General features: G+C 61.5%; 20 protein-coding genes and 1 tRNA gene. 11 read left to right on the top strand and 10 right to left on the bottom strand.

What is annotated here, in order from left to right; all coding sequences use genetic code 11:
* Positions 1-24: 24 nt before the first annotated feature.
* A tRNA-OTHER gene (locus tag AC3A5O_RS08125) sits at positions 25-137 on the bottom strand.
* A 148-nt stretch (positions 138-285) separates the two neighbouring features.
* Here AC3A5O_RS08125 and AC3A5O_RS08120 point away from each other — a divergent pair.
* Positions 286-852 carry an RNA 2'-phosphotransferase gene (locus tag AC3A5O_RS08120; RefSeq protein WP_122566234.1) on the top strand — a complete coding sequence of 189 codons (567 nt, stop codon included), beginning with the start codon at positions 286-288 and terminating at the stop codon, positions 850-852.
* A 97-nt stretch (positions 853-949) separates the two neighbouring features.
* Here AC3A5O_RS08120 and AC3A5O_RS08115 read toward each other — a convergent pair whose 3' ends face one another.
* Positions 950-1,696 (bottom strand): substrate-binding periplasmic protein, encoded by a 747-nt coding sequence (locus AC3A5O_RS08115; protein WP_122566233.1) that lies wholly within the window; start codon positions 1,694-1,696, stop codon positions 950-952.
* Between the two features lie 204 nt (positions 1,697-1,900).
* On the opposite strand from AC3A5O_RS08115, the gene AC3A5O_RS08110 reads away from it, so the two are divergent.
* From AC3A5O_RS08110 to AC3A5O_RS08100, 3 genes are all read left to right on the top strand, one after another.
* Positions 1,901-2,701 (top strand): DUF6630 family protein, encoded by an 801-nt coding sequence (locus AC3A5O_RS08110; protein ID WP_487753084.1) that lies wholly within the window; start codon positions 1,901-1,903, stop codon positions 2,699-2,701.
* A 140-nt stretch (positions 2,702-2,841) separates the two neighbouring features.
* Positions 2,842-3,003, top strand: coding sequence for a hypothetical protein (locus tag AC3A5O_RS08105; RefSeq protein ID WP_163006736.1), 162 nt, complete (start codon positions 2,842-2,844; stop codon positions 3,001-3,003).
* Positions 3,004-3,327: 324 nt separating this feature from the next.
* Positions 3,328-4,281: an alpha/beta fold hydrolase gene (locus AC3A5O_RS08100; protein ID WP_122566231.1), complete on the top strand. Its 954-nt coding sequence runs from the start codon at positions 3,328-3,330 to the stop codon at positions 4,279-4,281.
* A gap of 194 nt (positions 4,282-4,475) precedes the next feature.
* Here the strand turns inward: AC3A5O_RS08100 and AC3A5O_RS08095 are convergent, their stop codons facing one another.
* Positions 4,476-4,868, bottom strand: a complete 393-nt coding sequence (locus AC3A5O_RS08095; RefSeq protein WP_305467578.1) for a GFA family protein — start codon at positions 4,866-4,868, stop codon at positions 4,476-4,478.
* A 33-nt stretch (positions 4,869-4,901) separates the two neighbouring features.
* On the bottom strand, positions 4,902-5,828 hold the full coding sequence (locus AC3A5O_RS08090) for a LysR family transcriptional regulator (protein WP_487753083.1): 927 nt from the start codon (positions 5,826-5,828) through the stop codon (positions 4,902-4,904).
* A 132-nt stretch (positions 5,829-5,960) separates the two neighbouring features.
* Here AC3A5O_RS08090 and AC3A5O_RS08085 point away from each other — a divergent pair, with 132 nt between their 5' ends.
* Positions 5,961-6,359, top strand: a complete 399-nt coding sequence (locus AC3A5O_RS08085; protein ID WP_122566227.1) for a RidA family protein — start codon at positions 5,961-5,963, stop codon at positions 6,357-6,359.
* Positions 6,360-6,577: 218 nt separating this feature from the next.
* On the opposite strand, the gene AC3A5O_RS08080 is transcribed toward AC3A5O_RS08085, so the two are convergent.
* From AC3A5O_RS08080 to AC3A5O_RS08065, 4 genes are all read right to left on the bottom strand, one after another.
* Positions 6,578-7,057 carry a VOC family protein gene (locus AC3A5O_RS08080; protein ID WP_122566226.1) on the bottom strand — a complete coding sequence of 160 codons (480 nt, stop codon included), beginning with the start codon at positions 7,055-7,057 and terminating at the stop codon, positions 6,578-6,580.
* 69 nt (positions 7,058-7,126) lie between these two features.
* Entirely contained in the window at positions 7,127-8,428 is a 1,302-nt protein-coding gene (locus AC3A5O_RS08075; protein WP_122566225.1) for an Nramp family divalent metal transporter, read from the bottom strand.
* Positions 8,429-8,582: 154 nt separating this feature from the next.
* Positions 8,583-8,819, bottom strand: coding sequence for a hypothetical protein (locus AC3A5O_RS08070; protein WP_122566224.1), 237 nt, complete (start codon positions 8,817-8,819; stop codon positions 8,583-8,585).
* Entirely contained in the window at positions 8,812-9,600 is a 789-nt protein-coding gene (locus AC3A5O_RS08065) for an MlaA family lipoprotein (RefSeq protein WP_487753082.1), read from the bottom strand. Before AC3A5O_RS08065 ends, AC3A5O_RS08070 begins: the two co-directional genes overlap by 8 nt.
* Positions 9,601-9,978: 378 nt before the next feature.
* Here AC3A5O_RS08065 and AC3A5O_RS08060 point away from each other — a divergent pair, with 378 nt between their 5' ends.
* The 4 genes from AC3A5O_RS08060 (at position 9,979) to kefC (ending at position 14,561) form a co-directional block, all read left to right on the top strand.
* Positions 9,979-10,689 carry a response regulator gene (locus AC3A5O_RS08060; RefSeq protein ID WP_487753081.1) on the top strand — a complete coding sequence of 237 codons (711 nt, stop codon included), beginning with the start codon at positions 9,979-9,981 and terminating at the stop codon, positions 10,687-10,689.
* Positions 10,686-12,032: an ATP-binding protein gene (locus AC3A5O_RS08055; RefSeq protein ID WP_305467585.1), complete on the top strand. Its 1,347-nt coding sequence runs from the start codon at positions 10,686-10,688 to the stop codon at positions 12,030-12,032. Before AC3A5O_RS08060 ends, AC3A5O_RS08055 begins: the two co-directional genes overlap by 4 nt.
* A gap of 179 nt (positions 12,033-12,211) precedes the next feature.
* Positions 12,212-12,733 (top strand): glutathione-regulated potassium-efflux system oxidoreductase KefF, encoded by a 522-nt coding sequence (gene kefF, locus AC3A5O_RS08050; RefSeq protein ID WP_305467586.1) that lies wholly within the window; start codon positions 12,212-12,214, stop codon positions 12,731-12,733.
* 1 nt (position 12,734) lies between these two features.
* Positions 12,735-14,561, top strand: a complete 1,827-nt coding sequence (kefC, locus tag AC3A5O_RS08045) for a glutathione-regulated potassium-efflux system protein KefC (protein ID WP_122566220.1) — start codon at positions 12,735-12,737, stop codon at positions 14,559-14,561.
* 6 nt (positions 14,562-14,567) lie between these two features.
* On the opposite strand, the gene AC3A5O_RS08040 is transcribed toward kefC, so the two are convergent.
* Positions 14,568-15,536, bottom strand: coding sequence for a GlxA family transcriptional regulator (locus AC3A5O_RS08040; protein WP_122566310.1), 969 nt, complete (start codon positions 15,534-15,536; stop codon positions 14,568-14,570).
* A gap of 91 nt (positions 15,537-15,627) precedes the next feature.
* Between AC3A5O_RS08040 and AC3A5O_RS08035 the strand changes: the two genes are divergently transcribed.
* Entirely contained in the window at positions 15,628-16,410 is a 783-nt protein-coding gene (locus AC3A5O_RS08035; RefSeq protein ID WP_305467588.1) for an MBL fold metallo-hydrolase, read from the top strand.
* Here AC3A5O_RS08035 and AC3A5O_RS08030 read toward each other — a convergent pair.
* Positions 16,407-17,270, bottom strand: coding sequence for an aldo/keto reductase family oxidoreductase (locus AC3A5O_RS08030; RefSeq protein WP_122566219.1), 864 nt, complete (start codon positions 17,268-17,270; stop codon positions 16,407-16,409). The genes AC3A5O_RS08035 and AC3A5O_RS08030 overlap by 4 nt on opposite strands.
* Before the next feature lie 100 nt (positions 17,271-17,370).
* Here AC3A5O_RS08030 and AC3A5O_RS08025 point away from each other — a divergent pair, with 100 nt between their 5' ends.
* A complete protein-coding gene (locus tag AC3A5O_RS08025) occupies positions 17,371-18,324 on the top strand; it encodes a LysR family transcriptional regulator (RefSeq protein WP_354338288.1) in 954 nt (317 codons plus the stop codon).
* The last annotated feature ends 112 nt before the right edge of the window (positions 18,325-18,436 follow it).

Raw genomic sequence — 18,436 nt, 5'->3', positions numbered from 1 at the left:
TGTTCGTCATATTGCTGCTTAACGTGAAGTAGGCCGGATTCGAACCGGCATGGAGAAAAACTGCTTCTCCCCCGCGGATAATGTAAAGCCGAAGCTTAAGTAAAGGGCGGGTGAGCCTACCTATGCTCAACTACTCCGCCACGGATGGTAGCAATGCAGCTGAGTGATATCAACTCAACATCACTCAGAGTGAGCCTGCTCGGCCTGTGGGTAACGTTCGTTTAGTGCCTCCATACTGCTAAGCACCGTACTCTCTGCAACTAGCCAATGAAAAAGGACCTTTCCTTGAACAAGAAACAACGCGACGACATCAGCAAACTCCTCAGCTACGTACTACGCCACGCTCCCGAATCCATGGAACTCGTCCTGGACCGCGACGGTTGGGCCGACATTGAGGATCTGATACGCAAAGCTAACCAATATGGCCATACCTTCGACTACCAGATGCTGCACGAGGTGGTCGAGACCAACGAAAAGAAGCGTTTCACACTCTCCGAAGATGGCCAACGCATTCGAGCCGCACAAGGCCATAGCACTGGGCAGGTCCAGGTGCAGCACGTCGAAAAAACACCACCTGCCCAGCTCTATCATGGAACCGCCGGCCGCTTCATGGCCTCCATCGAGGCGCAGGGATTGATCCCAGGCAGTCGGCACCATGTCCATCTGACTGAAAGTCCCGAAACGGCAATAGCCGTCGGCAAGCGGTATGGACAACCTGTACTACTCGCTGTTGATGTGCAGGGCATGAGACAGGCAGGGATTCGTTTCTTTCAGGCGGACAATGGCGTTTGGCTTGTGGCGTCGGTACCTGCGGCTTACCTGAGGACGGTAAAGGACAAGATTCATACATGAACTGGTCCGTTTTTCTCACGGCAGCAAGTACAAACCCGAGCGTTGGCAGCTAACGACAATCCGTGCGGCTCGCACTCAATATGCCTTATGAATGACCTCATTGCCGATCACCTCCCTCATACCGCCGCTGAATCCGCGCCAACTCCCCAGAACGGCGCAACTGCTCCAACGCCCGGGCCCACGCTGCCACCACTTCATCTTCACTGTCAGGGCTGAAGGCGATGTACAACGATGAGCGATACAGCTCGATAGGTATCCGTCGCAGGGTGCCCGGGGCGATGCCCAGTTGGCGGCTGTAGTAGGCCACCCCCGCATCAGTGTCACCGACGATGACTTGGGTGCGTCCGGCAAGCAGCATGCGGTAGAGCAGCTTGCTCTCGGTGGCGCTTTTGTCCAGGTTGTTGAAGCCCAGCGACTGCAGCATCTGGGGCACCAGGCCGGCGTGGCGCGTGGTGATCTGCGGGGCGTTCAGGAGTTGCTCCAGGGAGCTCAGCGGCGGCGCATTGGCCAGTTGATAGGGGTGGATGGATTCTTCCACGATCGGCCCGACCCATTTGTACAACGACTCGCGTTCCGGCGTGCGAAACAGGGAGTACATGATGGTCTTGGGACGATGCTTGAGTACTTGGGTGGCCCGCATGCTGGGTTGCAGCACCACCTCGAAGTCATCCCCGGTCAGCGCCATGATGGCCCGGACGATCTCGGTGGTCATGCCGGTGAGCCGGTTGTTTTCCTGATAGTTGTACGGTGCCCATTCTTCGGTGACGATTTGATACTGCTCGGCCCTGGCGACCGTGCCGAGCAATAGACAAAGCAGTGCTGCAGCCGGTATCGAATGTCTCACGCGTACTCCCTGTGGACCGTTCGGTGTTCGTGCATGGGTAGGCCTGATTCAAGAGGGCAAGGTAAGCATAGACCCAAACACTTGCCTGACAGTTGACGCAGTCCACATTCCGCCCCTTAGCAACCTCTGGACCTTGGTGTAGGATCGGCGCGAACCAGATACGCGGCGCTCCCCTTTCGCCCTCCTCCCTGTGACCCAGCCCATATGAATCCAATCGATCCATTGTCGTTGCAACGCATCATCACCGCCCATGGCAATTTCGAAGGGGCGGCGTATTTCGATGTGGAGGAAAGCCTCGCCCATGAGGTGTTCCCTGATCGCATCGTGTTCCAGACCAACTACCTGGATTACCGCAGCTATGAGGTCGATCTCGCCGAGGGCAGCGTGCGTGTGCGCAAGACGCGGCTGGATAATTACCTGCGCGGCCACAAGGCCCAGGTGATCGAGGACGACATGGATGACGAGGATTGGGACGATCTGGGCAGCCTTTGGCAGCGCTTGAGCCACGACCTGGATACCCAGGGGCAAGGGCCACAGCCCGATCTGGCCGATACCCTGGCCGATCTGTTCGAGAGCCTGTTCGACGAGGCACACGCGCAAGCCCTCATTGAGAACCTGCCGTCACCTGGCGGACAGTGGGATTGGACCTGGACGCAAATCGAGTCAGCGCTCACCGAGGCCAATCAGTTGGCGGGGTTCGAATGGAAGGAGTGGTCGTCCTGCGGCGTCGATGCGGTCAATGCCCTGGCCCCGCTGCGGCAACTGGGCATTGAAATCACTGCGCCTGAACGTGAAACCATCGAGGCCGTCAACCGCGCCGACGATTGGGAACGCGCGCTCCTGCAGTATTTCAACGCACAGCTGGAGGCCCATGACTTGAAGTTGCTGGCCATCGGCACGCACTTCGATGAGTACCAGGCCTTCGCCTGCCTGCCCATGAACGGTTTGGGCTTGGTCAATGCCCTGGAGATCATGGGCAGGCTGGGCATCGTCTATAAATATTAAGCGACTGGCGCCCTGTGCTTTTACCAGCCCATAAAGGCTACCCTTCCTTTGAGCCTCGAAGTGACGACATGACAAACTGTGATCAATGCGGGTCCCCCCTTCCTCACGACACTGCTGTTTGCCAGCGATGCGACGGGGGGATGACGTTCACGGTAGAAACGCTCGCGCCAAGGTCTCAGCCGTCGAAAGGGTGGAAAATCCTCAAATGGGTGCTGATCGGTTTTGTGGTCGCGGTGCTGGCCGCCGTGGCGGCGGTCATGTGGATATTCCACTCGTTGGGGCCAATGCCTTCTTTTGGTTGAGGATGGCTCCAGAGCACTTGAAAACCCATCGTGGCGAGGGAGCTTGCTCCCGCTCGACGGCGCAGCCGTCGTAAATCGGCCAAATGAGCTCTGCCTGGAAGACACGCATCGATCCGTTTGGGGCGGCTTCGCCACCCAGCGGGAGCAAGCTCCCTCGCCACGAATACTCACCCGCAACCGAAGCGAAACGCAGCTATCGGTTTTTCCCATAGTTGCTATCGATACCCGCGCCGTTCTCGCCATCGTCCTCTCTCTCTAATCTGCCCACCAACGCGATCGATGACGGCCGCCGCAGATCAAATCGACCTTATGGAGAGAAACACGATGAACACCTTCAACCGCACCCTGGCTGTCGCGACCCTGGCATTGGCCAGCCTCAGCGCCGAGGCCGCTTCGCTGGTCCAAGCCCCTGCCAGCGCGTCCGCTGTCGGCAGCGTGATCCAGTCTGCCAGCTACATCACCACGAAGGACGGCGTGCAGCTGTATTACAAGGATTGGGGCCCGCGCGATGGCCAGGTCGTGACCTTCAGCCACGGCTGGCCGCTGGACTCCGACAGCTGGGAAGGCCAGATGATGTTCCTCGCTTCGAAAGGCTATCGGGTGATTGCCCACGACCGTCGCGGCCATGGTCGCTCCAGCCAGCCTTGGGAAGGCAACGACATGGACCACTATGCCGACGACCTGGCGGCGGTGATTGAAGCGCTGGACCTCAAGAACGTGACGCTGGTGGGCTTCTCGACGGGGGGCGGTGAAGTAGCGCGTTATATCGGTCGCCACGGTACCGGCCGGGTGAAAAAAGCCGTGCTGGTTTCTTCGGTGCCACCGTTGATGCTCAAGACGGAAACCAACCCCGGCGGCTTGCCTATCGAAGTGTTCGACGGCCTGCGCAAGGCGTCCCTGGAGAACCGTTCGCAGCTGTACCTGGACATCGCCTCAGGCCCGTTCTACGGCTACAACCGCAAAGGTGCCAAGCCATCCCAAGGGCTGATCCAATCATTCTGGGTGCAGGGCATGCAGGGTGGTAGCAAGAACACCTATGACTCGATCGCGGCGTTCTCGGCGACGGACTTCCGCGGCGACTTGAAGAAGTTCGACGTGCCAACCTTGGTCATCCATGGCGATGACGATCAGATCGTGCCTATCGACGCCGCAGGCCGAGCCTCGGCAGCGCTGATCAAGGGTGCTCGACTGATCGTCTACCCTGGCGCACCGCACGGCTTGACCGAGACCCACAAGGACCGGCTGAACCAGGATCTGCTGACATTCCTCAAGGAATAAATACACACATCATTTGTGGGAGCGGGCTTGCTCGCGAAAGCGGCGGGCCTGCTTGCATCAGTGTTGAATGGGCCGCCGTCATCGCGAGCAAGCTCGCTCCCACAGGGGTTTGGTTGGGAATCCAAAATTGGCGTACACCCAAGATCAAACCGTGGGAGCGAGCTTGCTCGCGATAGCGATGAAACAGGTTGCATCTATTCCTCAGACCGCCCCGTACCCTCACGATCACGCTCATAGCATCGGGTGAACGGAAACGCCGGTAACCAGGACTCACGGCGCACGGTCCAGCTTTCGTAGGTGGGCATCAGTTGATCGGGGGTATCCAGGATTCCCAAGTGCACTTCGATTTCGTCGCCAGAGCGGGCAAACAGCGACGAGCCGCAGCGGGGACAGAAAAATCGCCCGGCGTAATCCCGTGTCTCGCCCTCGATCGTCACCGCCTCCTGAGGGAACACGGCCGCCGCATAGAACAGCGCCCCGTGATGCTTGCGGCAATCGAGGCAATGGCAAAGGCCGACGCGATACGGGCGCCCCAAGGCTTCAAGTCGAACATTGCCGCACAGGCAACCGCCGGTGAATCGGTCCATGGTGTATCTCCTCTACAACTGAACAGCCAGATTTCACGAAACAGGTCGACTCATGATTGGCGCATGCTGCGCCATCAGCTCCACGACCCAGTCGATGAACACCCGCAGCTTGGCATTGACGTGGCGGTTCGGAGGGTAAGCCACGTAGAGCGGCATCGGGTCGAGGTGCCAGTCTTCGAACAGCGGCACCAACTCGCCTTTCACCTGGTGATGCCGGGACATGTACTCGGGCAACCAGAGCACGCCCAGCCCCGCCAGACCGGCGGCGAGGTAGGCGTTGCCGTCGTCGATGGCCAGGGCGTAGCGCCCTTTGACGTGAAGCCGCTCACTGCCACGGCGCATGGCGTAAGGCAAGGATTTACCGGTGCGTGCCCACAGGAAGCCGACGATGCGATGGTGTGAATCTTCCAGTTCGCGCGGATGCGCGGGCCGACCGAATCGTGCCAGGTAACTCGGTGCAGCGAAGACACCGAGGGCGAGATCACCGACGCGTCGGGCGACCAGCGACTGATCCGTCAGCTCACCGCCGCGCACCACGCAATCGACGTTTTCATCGATCATGTCGACGATACGATCGCTGACGCCCATGTCGATCTGGATGTCCGGGAATCGTTCATAAAACGCTGGCAAGGCCGGCACCAGGATCATCGCCGCCAGCGGGCTCGGCACGTCCACCCGCAGGCGCCCGCGGGGTCGTGCCTGGGCGCTGGACAGGCTGGTCTCGGCATCGTCCATGTCGGCCAGCAAGCGGATCACCCGTTCGTAATAGGCGGCGCCGTCGGCGGTGACATTGACCTTGCGCGTGGTGCGGTTGAGCAACTTGACCCGCAACCGTGCCTCGAGCTGCTGCACCAGTTGGGTCACGGTGGTCTTGCTCATGTGCAGGGTCTCCGCCGCCTTGGTGAAGCTGCCCGCCTCCACGACTCGCGCGAACGCTTGCATCGCATCAAAACGATCCATTTCTGCCTCGGGTATCGATCCGATTGTTTGGATTCTACAAACAGTGATCGCCAAGGTTGCTCGTTTATCGCCAGAACACAAGCCCCTAGAGTGAGTTCATCGTTTCAAACCCACTCTTTGATGGAGGTAGTCGTGACACAGCGCGATGTGGTTTTCCCGCCTGGACGCCAGGCACTGTATGAGCGCAATCGCTATTCACCGGCGATTCGTTCCAATGGTTTCCTGTTCGTCTCGGGGCAAGTCGGCAGCACCGCCGACGGTTCACCAGAGCCCGACCTGGAGGCTCAGGTGCGGCTGGCGTTCAACAACCTGAAGGCGATCCTCGCCGCGGCCGATTGCAGCTTTGACGATGTGGTGGACGTCACGGTGTTCATGGTCGATCCCCAGTCGACTTTCGAACGGATCTGGAGCGTCGTGCCCGAGTTCTGGGGCAGCGCGCCGCATCCGACACTGACGGCGGTGGGCGTGACGTGGCTGTATGGTTTTCAGTTCGAGATCAAGGTGATTGCCAGGTTGCCCGAGGCCGACTGATAGGTCAGCTTCATCGGTGTTGACTGTGCCGCCGTCATCGCGAGCAAGCTCGCTCCCACAGGGGATTTGGACAGGTCGAAAAATCGAAGTCACCACCCATCAAGTGTGGGAGCGAGCTTGCTCGCGATAGCGGTGGGTCAGCTTGCACCGAAGTTGGTTGTGCCGCCGTCATTGCGAGCAAGCTCGCTCCCACAAGGGATGGTGGTGGTTTTCGCCGGCTAGCCTTTCACCGCGGCTTCAATCGCGGCAATGTCGATCTTGGTCATGGTCATCATCGCCTCGAAGGCCCGCTTGGCGGCGGCTTTATCGGAACTGGCGACCGCTTCAAGCAACACACGCGGGCTGATCTGCCACGACAAGCCCCACTTGTCCTTGCACCAGCCACAGGCGCTGGCCTGGCCGCCGTTGTCGATGATCGCGTTCCACAAGCGGTCCGTTTCGGCCTGGTCTTGCGTTGCAATCTGGAATGAAAAGGCCTCGCTGTGCTTGAACACCGGCCCGCCGTTGAGGCCGATGCAAGGGATGCCGATCACCGTGAAATCCACCGTGATCACATCGCCCTGCTTGCCCGACGGATAATCGCTCGGGGCCTGGTAGACGGCGTTCACCGCACTGTCGGGAAACGTTTTGGCGTAGAACTCCGCAGCTTCCTGCGCATTGCCGTCGTACCAGAGGCAGATCCTGTTTTTATTATTCATTCCGCTTCTCCGAAAGGGACTGGACGATAAAGTCTAGCAGTCCCCCCAAAAGTTGCAGATGACCCGACCTCAGGTAAACAGATCCACGCCCAACTGGAACGCGACCCACAACGCCAGGCCCGTGGCAAACATCAGCGCGATGTTCTCGAACAGGTTGTTGCGATACTCCTTGCCCAGCAGGGACTTCTGGTTGGACATGATCAGCAGGCCCAGGGAAATCACTGGCAAGCCGATGATGTTCAGCGCGTTGACGCCGATGGTCAGCGTGACAAAGTCCGGCATGCCGGGGAGCGACCAGATCAGCGGCGTCACGAGAATGAACAGCATGAACCACTTGTGCATCGGATCATGGTGGAATTCCTTGCCGTAACGCTCCCGGCGCTCGGGCCGCACGTGCTGGAAGGCATCGGTGATAAGCATCGGAAACGCTGTGGTCTTGCCGGAGATGCTGGCGAACAGCGTGGCGAACACGCCGATAAAGAACACGTACCAACCGATCGAGCCGAAGAACATTTCCAGGGCCTTGCCCAGATCGCCCAGGGTTTTGACCTCGATACCGTTGGGTCGCAGGATTTCCGCCCCGACGATCCAGATCGCCAGGTTGATGATGATCCCGACAAACACCGCGAACAGCAGATCGTTACGCTGGATACGCTTGTGTTCAGGCCCCACCCAGCCCTTCTGGCGCATGACATACGGATGGACGAAGTTGGCAATGGAACCGGCCACCGCACCGATCACCGAGACGGCCACCAGCAACGCACCGTGCACACCTTCATCGGGCGGAATGCTGAAGCCGATGGTGCCCTTGACGATGCCCGCGACATCCGGGCCGGACATCACCGCCAGGGCCAGGAACGCCAGCGTCATGATCGCTAGCAGGCCTTTCATCACGCCCTCGATCATCGAATAGATATTGCGCCCGACGAGCATCCACACCGCCAAGACCACCGCCACCGAGCACAGCAGTGGATAGTCAATCTTGAGCAACATGGCTAAGGCTTCACCGGCCCCCTTGATCATGTAGGCATTCATCAGGTGCCCCATGAGCAGCGCATACACCAGCAGGAACCAGGCGAAAAACGGATTGAGCTGGGCATAGCCTTGCAGGATGGTCATGCCCTGGTTATTGCAGAGCTGGAAGCGCGCGATGATGTTGACGATCAGGTAGCGCAGCAGCAGAGAGATCGCCAGCACCCACATCATTGCGTAGCCGTAGTTCGCCCCGGCCACGGATGAGGTGATCAGGTCGCCGGCACCCAGCCAGGAAAGGACGGCGATGATGCCGGGACCGAGAAGCTTGAGCAGGCGCACGAAACGGCCTTGCACGGGCGCCGCAACCTTGCCTTCAACGGAAGGAATGCTCGTCATGGATGGAGTCTCCGTTTATTTTTTTTGTGAGAAACGACCACAGTCGAACATATTAGATACGACGTCGTACAACCATAATTAATGCGTAATTATGTAAAAATGTTTCAAGGGTATCCGCTCCCGAGATACCGCTGTCCTCAGGAGCAAATTGCCACTAATCCCTCAGAGGTTCGCCGTTATCGACCAGCCAGCGCACCATCCGCGCCAACGGCACCCGATGCTGCTGGATGGCGCACCAACTGACCTGTTCATGGCGATACAGCTCGACGTAACGGTTGAGCAGCACATGGCGACCATCCTCGGCCAAGCGCAATTCAACTTCACGACAGTGCAGGACATCCGGCTGGAGCGAGCGCATTCGTCGATGCAAGACCAACGCTTGGTTATTCATCGGCAGCGGCTCCATCCTGGCACTGCGGGGCGTCCTCCACCACTGCTCCCAACTTGCCCTGGGTGACAAGATCGGCACGCCGCTGCGCCGTGGCATCGCGAAGCGCCGCGTAGTAATCCGGTTCGGTCTGCAACTCGTTTGTCAGTGGCAATGCCTCGGCGCGGCCATCGACAATGCCGCCGACGGTGTTGATCGTGCCCAGGGTGTCGACGGTGCTGCTGTTGTCGCCAAACGGGTCGACCGCAGAACTCAGCACTTTACCCGTCGCGTCCCGCAGGTTGGCACTGCCCAGCAGCGGCAGTTCCACGATGGGCCCGGGGGCGAGGTTCCAGACGCCGAAGGTCTGGCCGAAATCGGCCTTGTGGCGCTCAATGCCCAGCTTGCCCGACACGTCGATCAGGCCGACGATGCCCGCTGTGGTATTGATGACGAAACGGCCCAGGGTGTTGACCGAGCGTTGGGCGTTGCCTTGCAGCAGGTCATTGATGAACACCTTGGGCTCGCCGAAGTTCGCCACGAAATTGTGGACGCCGGCCTGGAACATTTCTGGCAGCTTGCGATAACCCCGGGCCACCGGGGCCAGCGCATAGTCATCCACGGTTCGGTTGAACGCGAAAATGCCACGGTTGACGGGTTCCGCAGGATCGTAAACGGTATAGGTCGTGCTTTCACACGAGCCTGGTTTTGCAGCGGGTGTGCTGGAGCAACCGCTGGCGAGTGCCGCCAATACAACCACGACGGTGGATCGAACGAACAACGGAGCGGGCTTGGTGATCGGCATACAGGGTTATCTCGGCGAGGAATGGGAGGCTGCCGATCAGCTAAATAAACGGTGCCGGACACAGCTCTTGTGAAGAGGGGGATGCTTGCTGTGGGAGCAAGGCTTGCCCGCGATGCAGGCGACGCGGACTTTCAAACATCGAGGCGCCTGTTTCGCGAGCAAGCTTTGCTCCCACAGAAACCCCCTCGCCACAAAGGTTGTGCAGGGCTGACTTGTTTTTAACTGACCGACATCAAGGCCATCCTGCCGCCGTTTTTTTGCCCGCAGATTTCCAGAATATTGCCCGCCGGCAACTTTATTACCGAGTTGAAATATATGACGCGGGCCCTGGATTGACCCTAGTATCCCCTCCTGTATTCATTACCCTGCGTGCCCACCGTGAGCCATTTATTACTGGTGGACGATGACCTCGAAGTCCTCGCCCTCTTGCGCAAGTTCCTCGAACAACATGGCTATAGCGTGGACGTGGCGGCCGACGGCAACGCGCTCTGGCAGGCGGTGGCGCGCCAGGTGCCGGACCTCATCATCCTCGACGTCATGTTGCCGGGCGACAACGGGCTGGTGCTCTGCCAACGGCTGCGGGCCGAGCACACGGTCGGCATCATCATGCTCACCGCCATGGGCGAGTTGAGCGACCGCGTCGTCGGTCTGGAGTTGGGGGCGGACGACTACCTGACCAAGCCCTTCGATGCGCGGGAGCTGTTGGCCCGGGTACGCGCCGTGCTGCGGCGCACCGGTGAGGCCAGGAGCGCATTGACCGACGTCTCCCGGCCGATCCTGGAGTTCGAAAACTGGCAACTGGACGTCACCCGCCGCGAGCTGCGCTCGCCGGACAAGGTCATGATCCCGCTGTCCACCGGCGAGTTCGAACTGCTGCTGGTGTTTGCCGAACATCCGCGTCGGGTGTTGACCCGCCAGCAGTTGCTGGACCTGGCCCGTGGCGAAACCTTCGAGGCGTTCGACCGAAGCATCGACGTCCAGGTCAGCCGCCTGCGGCGCAAATTGGAGACCGACATCACCGGCGCCTCGATGATCCGCACCGTGCGCAACAGCGGCTATCTGTTCAGCCCCCACGTGGTGAAGCGATGAAGCCCTCGCGCTCGGGCACTCATCGTCCTCGGGACACGGTGGCGCGCTGGATCGCCCTGACCACCCTGATCGCCATGCTGACCTTACTGGCCCTCAACCAGCTGTTCAGCCTGCTGGCCGGTGCCTGGGCACGCCCTCCCCTGATGGAGACCGGCCTGATGGAAAAGGCCGCCGCCATCACCCGCATCATCGACTCCGTCGCCCCCGCACAACGCCCCGCGATTGCCGCGGCCGCGAGCGACCAGGCGTTCAACGCGCACTGGTTGCAACGGCATGAAGAGGCGCGGCTGCCGGTGATCGACGACCCGGAGTTCAGTGAAGGTTCGGCGTTCCTGCGCCAGCAATTGGGCCGGCCGGATGCCAGGATCGAAGCCTACGAACCGGGCGACTGGCCGGCCGACCAACCGGATGCACGCTACGCGGTGATCATCGAACTGGCCGACCATTCGTGGGTGATCTTCTCCGTACCCTCGCGCAGTTGGGGGCTGAGCGAATGGGCGCGCAACGGGATCATCATCGCGCTGATCCTGCTCTCGACGTTGATCGTCGCGCTGATCGCCACCCGGCACCTGGCCGCACCGCTGGAACGCTTTGCCGAAGGCGCCCGACGCTTTGGCGTCGACCACCAGGCGCCACCGATTCCAGTCATAGGCCCCCACGAAATCCGCCAGGCGATCCTCGCGTTCAACGCCATGCAGGCCCAGCTCAAGCACTTCCTGCAGGACCGCACGCAGATGCTCGCCGCCATCTCCCATGACTTGCGTGCGCCGCTGACCCGCATGCGCCTGCGCGGGGAGTTCATCGAGGATGCCGAGCAGCAATCGCGCTTGTTCCGGGACGTGGACGAAATGCAGGCGATGGTCAACTCCGCCCTGGAGTTCTTCCGCGACGATGCCCGGCTTGAACATGCCACCGCGTTCGACCTGGCCGAGCTGCTGCACACCATCGTCGATGACCTCAAGGACGCCGGCACCGAGGTTGGGTTCGAAGGTGCCCAGCGCTTCGTCTATGTTGGTCGGCCCATCGGCATCAAGCGCGCCTTGGTCAACCTGATCGACAACGCGATCAAGTATGGCGGCGAGCCGACGGTTCGCCTCGAAGCCGACGCCCACCGTGTGGACATTCGCATCCTCGACCGAGGGCCGGGCATCGCCGCCCAATACCTTGAGCAGGTCTTCACGCCGTTCTTTCGCATCGAAGGCTCGCGCAACAAGCACACCGGCGGCGTCGGGCTGGGCCTGTCGGCGGCCCGGGCGACGGTGCTGGAACATGGCGGGACGCTGACCCTGAGGAATCGAAAGGACGGCGGATTGGAGGCCAGAATCTCCTTGCCGCTTGACTGAAGCCCCGGATGTATCGATCCGCGCTAAACAATCCGCGCCTTCCTCGGTAGGATGTCCGGCCTTTCCGGCCTCGACCCTGTCCCGGGAAGGCGCTCTTGTTTGTATCGCCCGGCTCCAAGCGCCATCGTTCGCGCTCACGACAGACAAGAATCGACGGAGCCAAACCAAGGAATTCACCGATGATTCTTATCATTTATGCGCACCCCTACCCCGACAAATCGCGGGTGAACCAGCAGATGCTCACGCAAGCATCCAGCAACCCGGACGTCGTCATACGTTCGCTCTACGCGCTTTACCCCAACTTCGATATCGACGTCGAGGCGGAACAGCGTGCGGTGGAACAAGCAGAGCTTGTCGTCCTCCAGCACCCGATGTACTGGTACAGCACCCCGCCCCTGCTGAAACTGTGGATCGATAAAGTCTTCACCCACGGCTGGGCCTACGGCAAAGGCGCCACGGTCCTCAAGGACAAAAGCCTGTTGTGGGCCGTGACCACCGGCGGCGAACAGGATCATTTCCAGATCGGCGCCTACCCGGGCTTTTCGGCGTTGGCCCAACCTCTCCACGCCACGGCCATTTATTGCGGCATGCGCTGGCTGGAACCCGTAGTCGTGCATGGCGCGTATGCCGCCGAGTCCGAGGCCCAACGCACCCAAATCGAACATTACGGCGAACGCCTGGCCGCCTGGAAGGAAGATTGAAATGGAGACTCACAGCCTGATTGAAATGCTCATCTACCTGGCCTCAGCGACGCTGATCGTACCGATTGCCGTTCGGTTTGGCCTGGGCCCGGTATTGGGTTACCTGCTCGCCGGGTGCATCATCGGCCCGTGGGGGTTGAAGCTGATTACCGATGTGAAGGCGATCCTGGAGTTCGCTGAAATCGGCGTGGTCCTGATGCTGTTCATCATCGGCCTTGAGCTCGACCCCAAACGGCTCTGGGCCCTGCGCCGGATGGTATTTGGTGGCGGAGCCCTGCAGATGCTCGCCTGTGGCGCCGCCATTGGCTTGTTCTGCACAGCCCTGGGCCTGAACTGGACGGCAGCGCTGTTGGTCGGCCTGACCCTGAGCCTGTCCTCCACGGCCATCGCCATGCAGGCCATGAGCGAACGCAACCTGACCGCCACCGCCGTCGGCCGCAGCAGCTTTGCCGTGCTGCTGTTCCAGGACATCGCGGCCATTCCGCTGGTGGCGATGATCCCGCTGTTGTCGGCCCACGGCGACACGCCTTCGGGCACCGCGCTGTTGCTATCGATTGGCAAAATCGTCGCCGCCATCGCCATCGTCGTGCTGTTGGGCCGCTACGTGACGCGACCACTGCTGCGCTTCGCCGCGCGCTCAGGCTTGCGGGAGATTTTCAGTGCCGTCGCGCTGTTCCTGGTGTTCGGCTTCGGCTTCTTGTTGGAGGAAGCCGGCTTGTCGATGGCCATGGGCGCATTCCTCGCCGGGGTGTTGCTCGCCAGCTCTGAATATCGACATGCCCTGGAGAGCGACATTGAGCCCTTCAAGGGCCTACTGTTGGGTCTGTTTTTCATCGGCGTCGGCATGTCGATCGATTTCGGCACCCTGGTCAACGCCCCGCTCAAAGTCATCACCCTGACCCTGGGCTTCATTCTGATCAAGCTGCTGGTGATCAAGTTGGCGGGCCGGTTCCTCAACGTCCCCGCCGGCCAGCGTTCCTGGCAGGCGGTGTTGCTGGGCCAGGGCAGCGAATTCGCTTTCGTGGTGTTTGGCGCGGCGACCGTGGCCGGCATCTTGACCGATCAATGGGGCAAGAGCCTGACCCTGGCAGTGGCCTTGTCCATGTGCCTGACGCCCTTGTTGATCCTGCTGCTGGATCGCTTCGAGTCCGTCACCCGGAAAAACAAACGCGAATCCGACCTCGTCGACCAGCAGAACCCACGGGTGATCATCGCCGGGTTCGGCCGCTTCGGGCAGATCGCCGGACGCCTGCTGATGTCCTGCGGCGTCGAGGTGGTGGTACTGGATCACGACCCCGACAACATCGAGACGCTGCGCAAGTTCGGCGTGAAAGTCTTTTATGGCGATGCCACGCGCCTCGACTTGCTGCATGCGGCCGGTGCGGCCCAAGCGGTGGTGTTGATCAATGCGATCGACAATCAGGAAGACAACCTCACGCTGACCCGGCTGGCCCAGGAACACTTCCCCGCGTTGCAGTTGATCGTGCGGGCGCGGGACATGGGGCACCTCATCACCCTGCGGCAGATGGGCGTGGAAGCGGCCGAGCGCGAAACCTTCGAAAGCGCGCTGTCCTTGGGTCGCAGTGCGCTGGAACGCATGGGGGTCGGGGCTTACGAAGCCCGTGAGCGGGCGGATCAGTTCCGGCGGCTGAACCTCAAGATGCTGGAGGAAATCGTCGCCCAGCCGGAAGACGACCTCAAGTTCCGCCACGACGCCTACCGCCGCGCCAATGCGCTGCTCACGGAGATGTTCAACGAAGACCGTGCCCACCCCGTCGACAGCTGGCCGGAACACCATCGCAACGAAACCGACAAGACGCCGAGTTGACCGGCGTCATACACGCCCGAACTTGCGCCGGTATTCCATCGGCGTCAGTCCGGTCAGTGCCTTGAACATCCGCTGCAAGTTGGAGCTGCTGCTGAAACCCAGCTCGGCGCCGATGCTGGCGAGGGGCAGCGCCGTCAACATCAGGCGCTCGCTGACCTGATTCAACTTGATGCGCCGGGCATAGGCTGCGACGGGCTGACCTGTTTCACGGCTGACCTTGCGCGCCAAGGTGCGCTCGGACACCGCCAGCGCGCTGGCCAGCACCTGGGCGGTGATCCCCTCGGCCGGCATCTGTTCGATCAACCCATGCAACTGTCGCAACCATCCACTGGGTTGCTCGATCAGCGTGCTGCCCTGGAACGCCACATGGGCAATGGCCGGGCGCGGCAGCACCATGAGCCGGGTGATGTCCCGCAGGACGTCGCTGCTGACGCTGCGCTCGATGAGGGTTTCAGCGATGGGCAGGTAGCCGTTCACTCCGGACGCCGTCGCCGTGCGTTCATTGAACACGCAGTTCTGCTCGCTTTGCCAAAGGACTTTTCGATACTGCTGCTGCATCGCTTGCGCCAGCCACCAGGTCACCGTCGCGCCCTGCCCGTCCAGGCGGCCACTGGCGGCCAGCAGGCAGACGCCGGTGCAGTAGGACCAGAGCTTCAGTGCTCGGGCAGGCTTCGACAGCGCGCTCACGAGGGCTGCCTGATCAGCCAGCAGCGCATTCACCTGCTCCGCCGATTCGGCCCAGAAACCGGGAACCAGAACGGCATCCAGCCTGGTGCTGCCCAAGGCCGCTTCCGCGTGCAAGGTCACGCCATGGGCACACACCACGGGGCCGGCCTGCAAGGCGATGTAGCGCGCCTCGAACAGCGCCTGCCCTCTCCTGCGGTTGGCGGCATGCAGCAGATCGGCGAAGGCGAACAGGCCCGCAGGCATGCAGCCGGGAAACAGGAGCAGACCGACTCGAAGTTTTTTGATCATGGCTTAAAACGAATCAAAGATGTCAGATCCGGCCATTATGCACACGGAGCCGGATCGGCACCATGAAGCGCTCGCTCAACAGGAACGCCTCATGAACATCCAGCAGATCCGTAACGCCACGATCATTCTTGAATTCGGCCCGTATCGCGTGCTCGTCGACCCGATGCTGGCTGGCAAGGGCACGCTGCCGCCGCTTCGCCTGTTTGGCGCCACACAACGCAATCCGCTGGTGGCGCTTCCGGCCTCGACAGCGCAGGCCCTCGAGACCGTCACCCATTGCCTGATCACCCACTGCCAGAAAGGCCATTTCGACCATCTGGACCGCGCGGCCAAGCGGTGGCTGAGGGAAAAACAGATCCCGGTCATCTGCACACCCCATGACGCCCCGTACCTAGCCAAGCGTGGTTTGAATGTCCAGGCGCTTGCCCAGGCCCATGATCAACCCCACCCGTTTCTGGGCGGCACTATTCGCTCGGTCCGATGCACCCATGGGTTGGGCCTGGTGGGCAAGTTGATGGAGCACGGTGTCGGCTACCTGATCGAGCTGCCCGGCGAACCGAGTGTCTACCTCACCGGCGACACCGTGCTCACCCCCACCGTGTGCGAGTTCGTCTTGCGTCACCAGCCGCAGGTCAGCGTGGTGCCGGCCGGTGGGGCACGGTTCGATATCGGCGGCGACATCATCATGGGCATCGACGAGACGCTGGAATTCACCCGTTTGTCCCGCGGGACCGTGGTGGCCAATCACCTGGAAGCGATCAGCCATTGCCCGACGACACGCCAGGCCCTGGCTGCAGCCGCCGTGAAGGGCGGTGTTGGGGGCCGGTTGTTGATACCGGAAGATGGCGAGACGTTGGTTTTCCAGGCGGCCTAGACCAATGCGTCCAGCTCGGCGAGCATCGGCGCCGGGATCTTCAGCTCACTGGCCGAGAGGTTTTCACGCAGGTGCGCCAGGGACGATGTACCGGGAATCAGCAGGAGATTCGGCGCACGTTGCAGCAACCACGCCAGGGCCACGCACAGCGGTGACGCCTGCAAGCGCGCCGCCACGCTGGAAAGGGTTTCCGATTGCAGCGGTGTGAAGCCGCCCAGGGGGAAGAACGGCACGTAGGCGATGCCCTGCCGGCCCAGGTCGGCGATGAGCTGCTCGTCGTCGCGATGGGTCAGGTTGTAGTGGTTCTGCACGCAGACCACCTGGGCGATGCCTTGGGCCTGCTTGACCTGCGTGGCCGTGACGTTGCTCAGGCCCAGGTGGCGGATGAGGCCCTGGCGCTGCAACTCGGCCAGTGCCGTGAACGATTCCTCGATGGAAGCCTCCGAAGGCGAATGCAGGTCGCCCCACACCCGCAGGTTGACCACGTCCAGAACCTCCACGCCGAGGTTGCGCAGATTGTCGTGGACCGCACGGGTCAGCTCGGCGGGGCTGTGGGCCGGGTTCCAGGACGCATCGACACCGCGCACGGCACCGACCTTGGTCACAATGACCAGATCCTGGGCATAAGGGTGCAGCGCTTCGCGGATCAATTGGTTGGTGACATGGGGCCCGTAGAAGTCTGCGGTGTCGATGTGGTTGACCCCGCTCGCCAATGCTTCGCGCAGCACGGCGACGGCGGCCACCGGATCTTTGGGCGGCCCGAAGACCTGGGGCCCCGCCAACTGCATAGCGCCATAGCCCATGCGATTGACCGTGCGATCACCCAGTAAAAAACTGCCCGCCTTGCCTGCAATGTTCATCTCGTAGCCCTCGGATCAATGTAAGTGGGCCGACTATAGGCGTTGACCATTTCCTTGATAATCAGGTGCAATCAGCACGGGTTGTACGGGGGAGAGAACAATGGCGACGGATATTCAAGACTTGCTGGCCTTTGTGGCCGTGGTCAATGCAAAGGGCTTTCGTGAAGGCGCGCGGGTGAGCGGCAAGTCCGCGTCGAGCCTCAGCGATGCCGTACGCCGGATGGAAAGCCGGCTCGGCGTGCGCCTGCTCAACCGCACCACCCGCAGCGTGGTACCGACCGAGGCCGGTGCCCGGTTGATGGAACGCATCGTCCCGGCCCTGGGCGAAGTCGAGGCGGCGATGGACGTGGTCAACGATTTTCGCGACCGTCCTTCCGGCACCCTCAGGCTGAACGTGCCGGTCAGCGCGGCTCGGCTGGTGTTGCCGGCGATCATCACGCCGTTCCTGAAAAGCTATCCCGACATCCGCCTGGAAGTGGTCACCGAAGAGAGTTTCGTCGACATGCTCGCGGCCGGCTGTGACGCGGGCATTCGCTACGACGAGCGCCTTGAGCAGGACATGATCGCCATCCCCATCGGCCCCCGGTTCCAGCGCTTCGCCACGGCCGCGGCACCGGCGTACCTTGATGTCAGGGGCCGGCCCGAACATCCACGGGACCTGCTGGGGCATGCCTGCCTGACGGGCAAGTTTCCCAGCGGTGCCCTGCCCCTGTGGGAATATGAACGTGACGGCGAAACCGTGAGCGTCGACCCGAGCGGCCCGTTGATCGTGCGCATCGGCGGTGCGATGGACCTGGCGGTACAGGCCGCGGTGGATGGCTTGGGCGTTGTCCACCTGTTCGAGGACTGGCTACGGCCCCACCTGGACAGCGGCGCCCTCGAACCGGTACTCGAACCCTGGTGGCAGCGTTTTACCGGGCCGTTCCTCTACTACCCCGGCCGCCGCTACCTGCCCTCGCCGTTGAGGGCTTTCGTGGACTTCATCCATGCACAACGGGGTGGAGGCGAGCCTGCTCGCGAAGGCGTCGGCACAGCCGGCATCTTTGTAAACTGACACACCGCCATCGCGAGCAAGCTCGCTCCCACAAAGGCTCGGCTGCGTAGCTGAAAATCCCGCACCACCTCAAATCCCTGTGGGAGCGGGCTTGCTCGCGAAGGCGTCGGCA

It is taken from the genome of Pseudomonas sp. Soil_N_39, from assembly GCF_057655955.1.
This window is presented reverse-complemented; position numbering and strand designations above follow the sequence as displayed.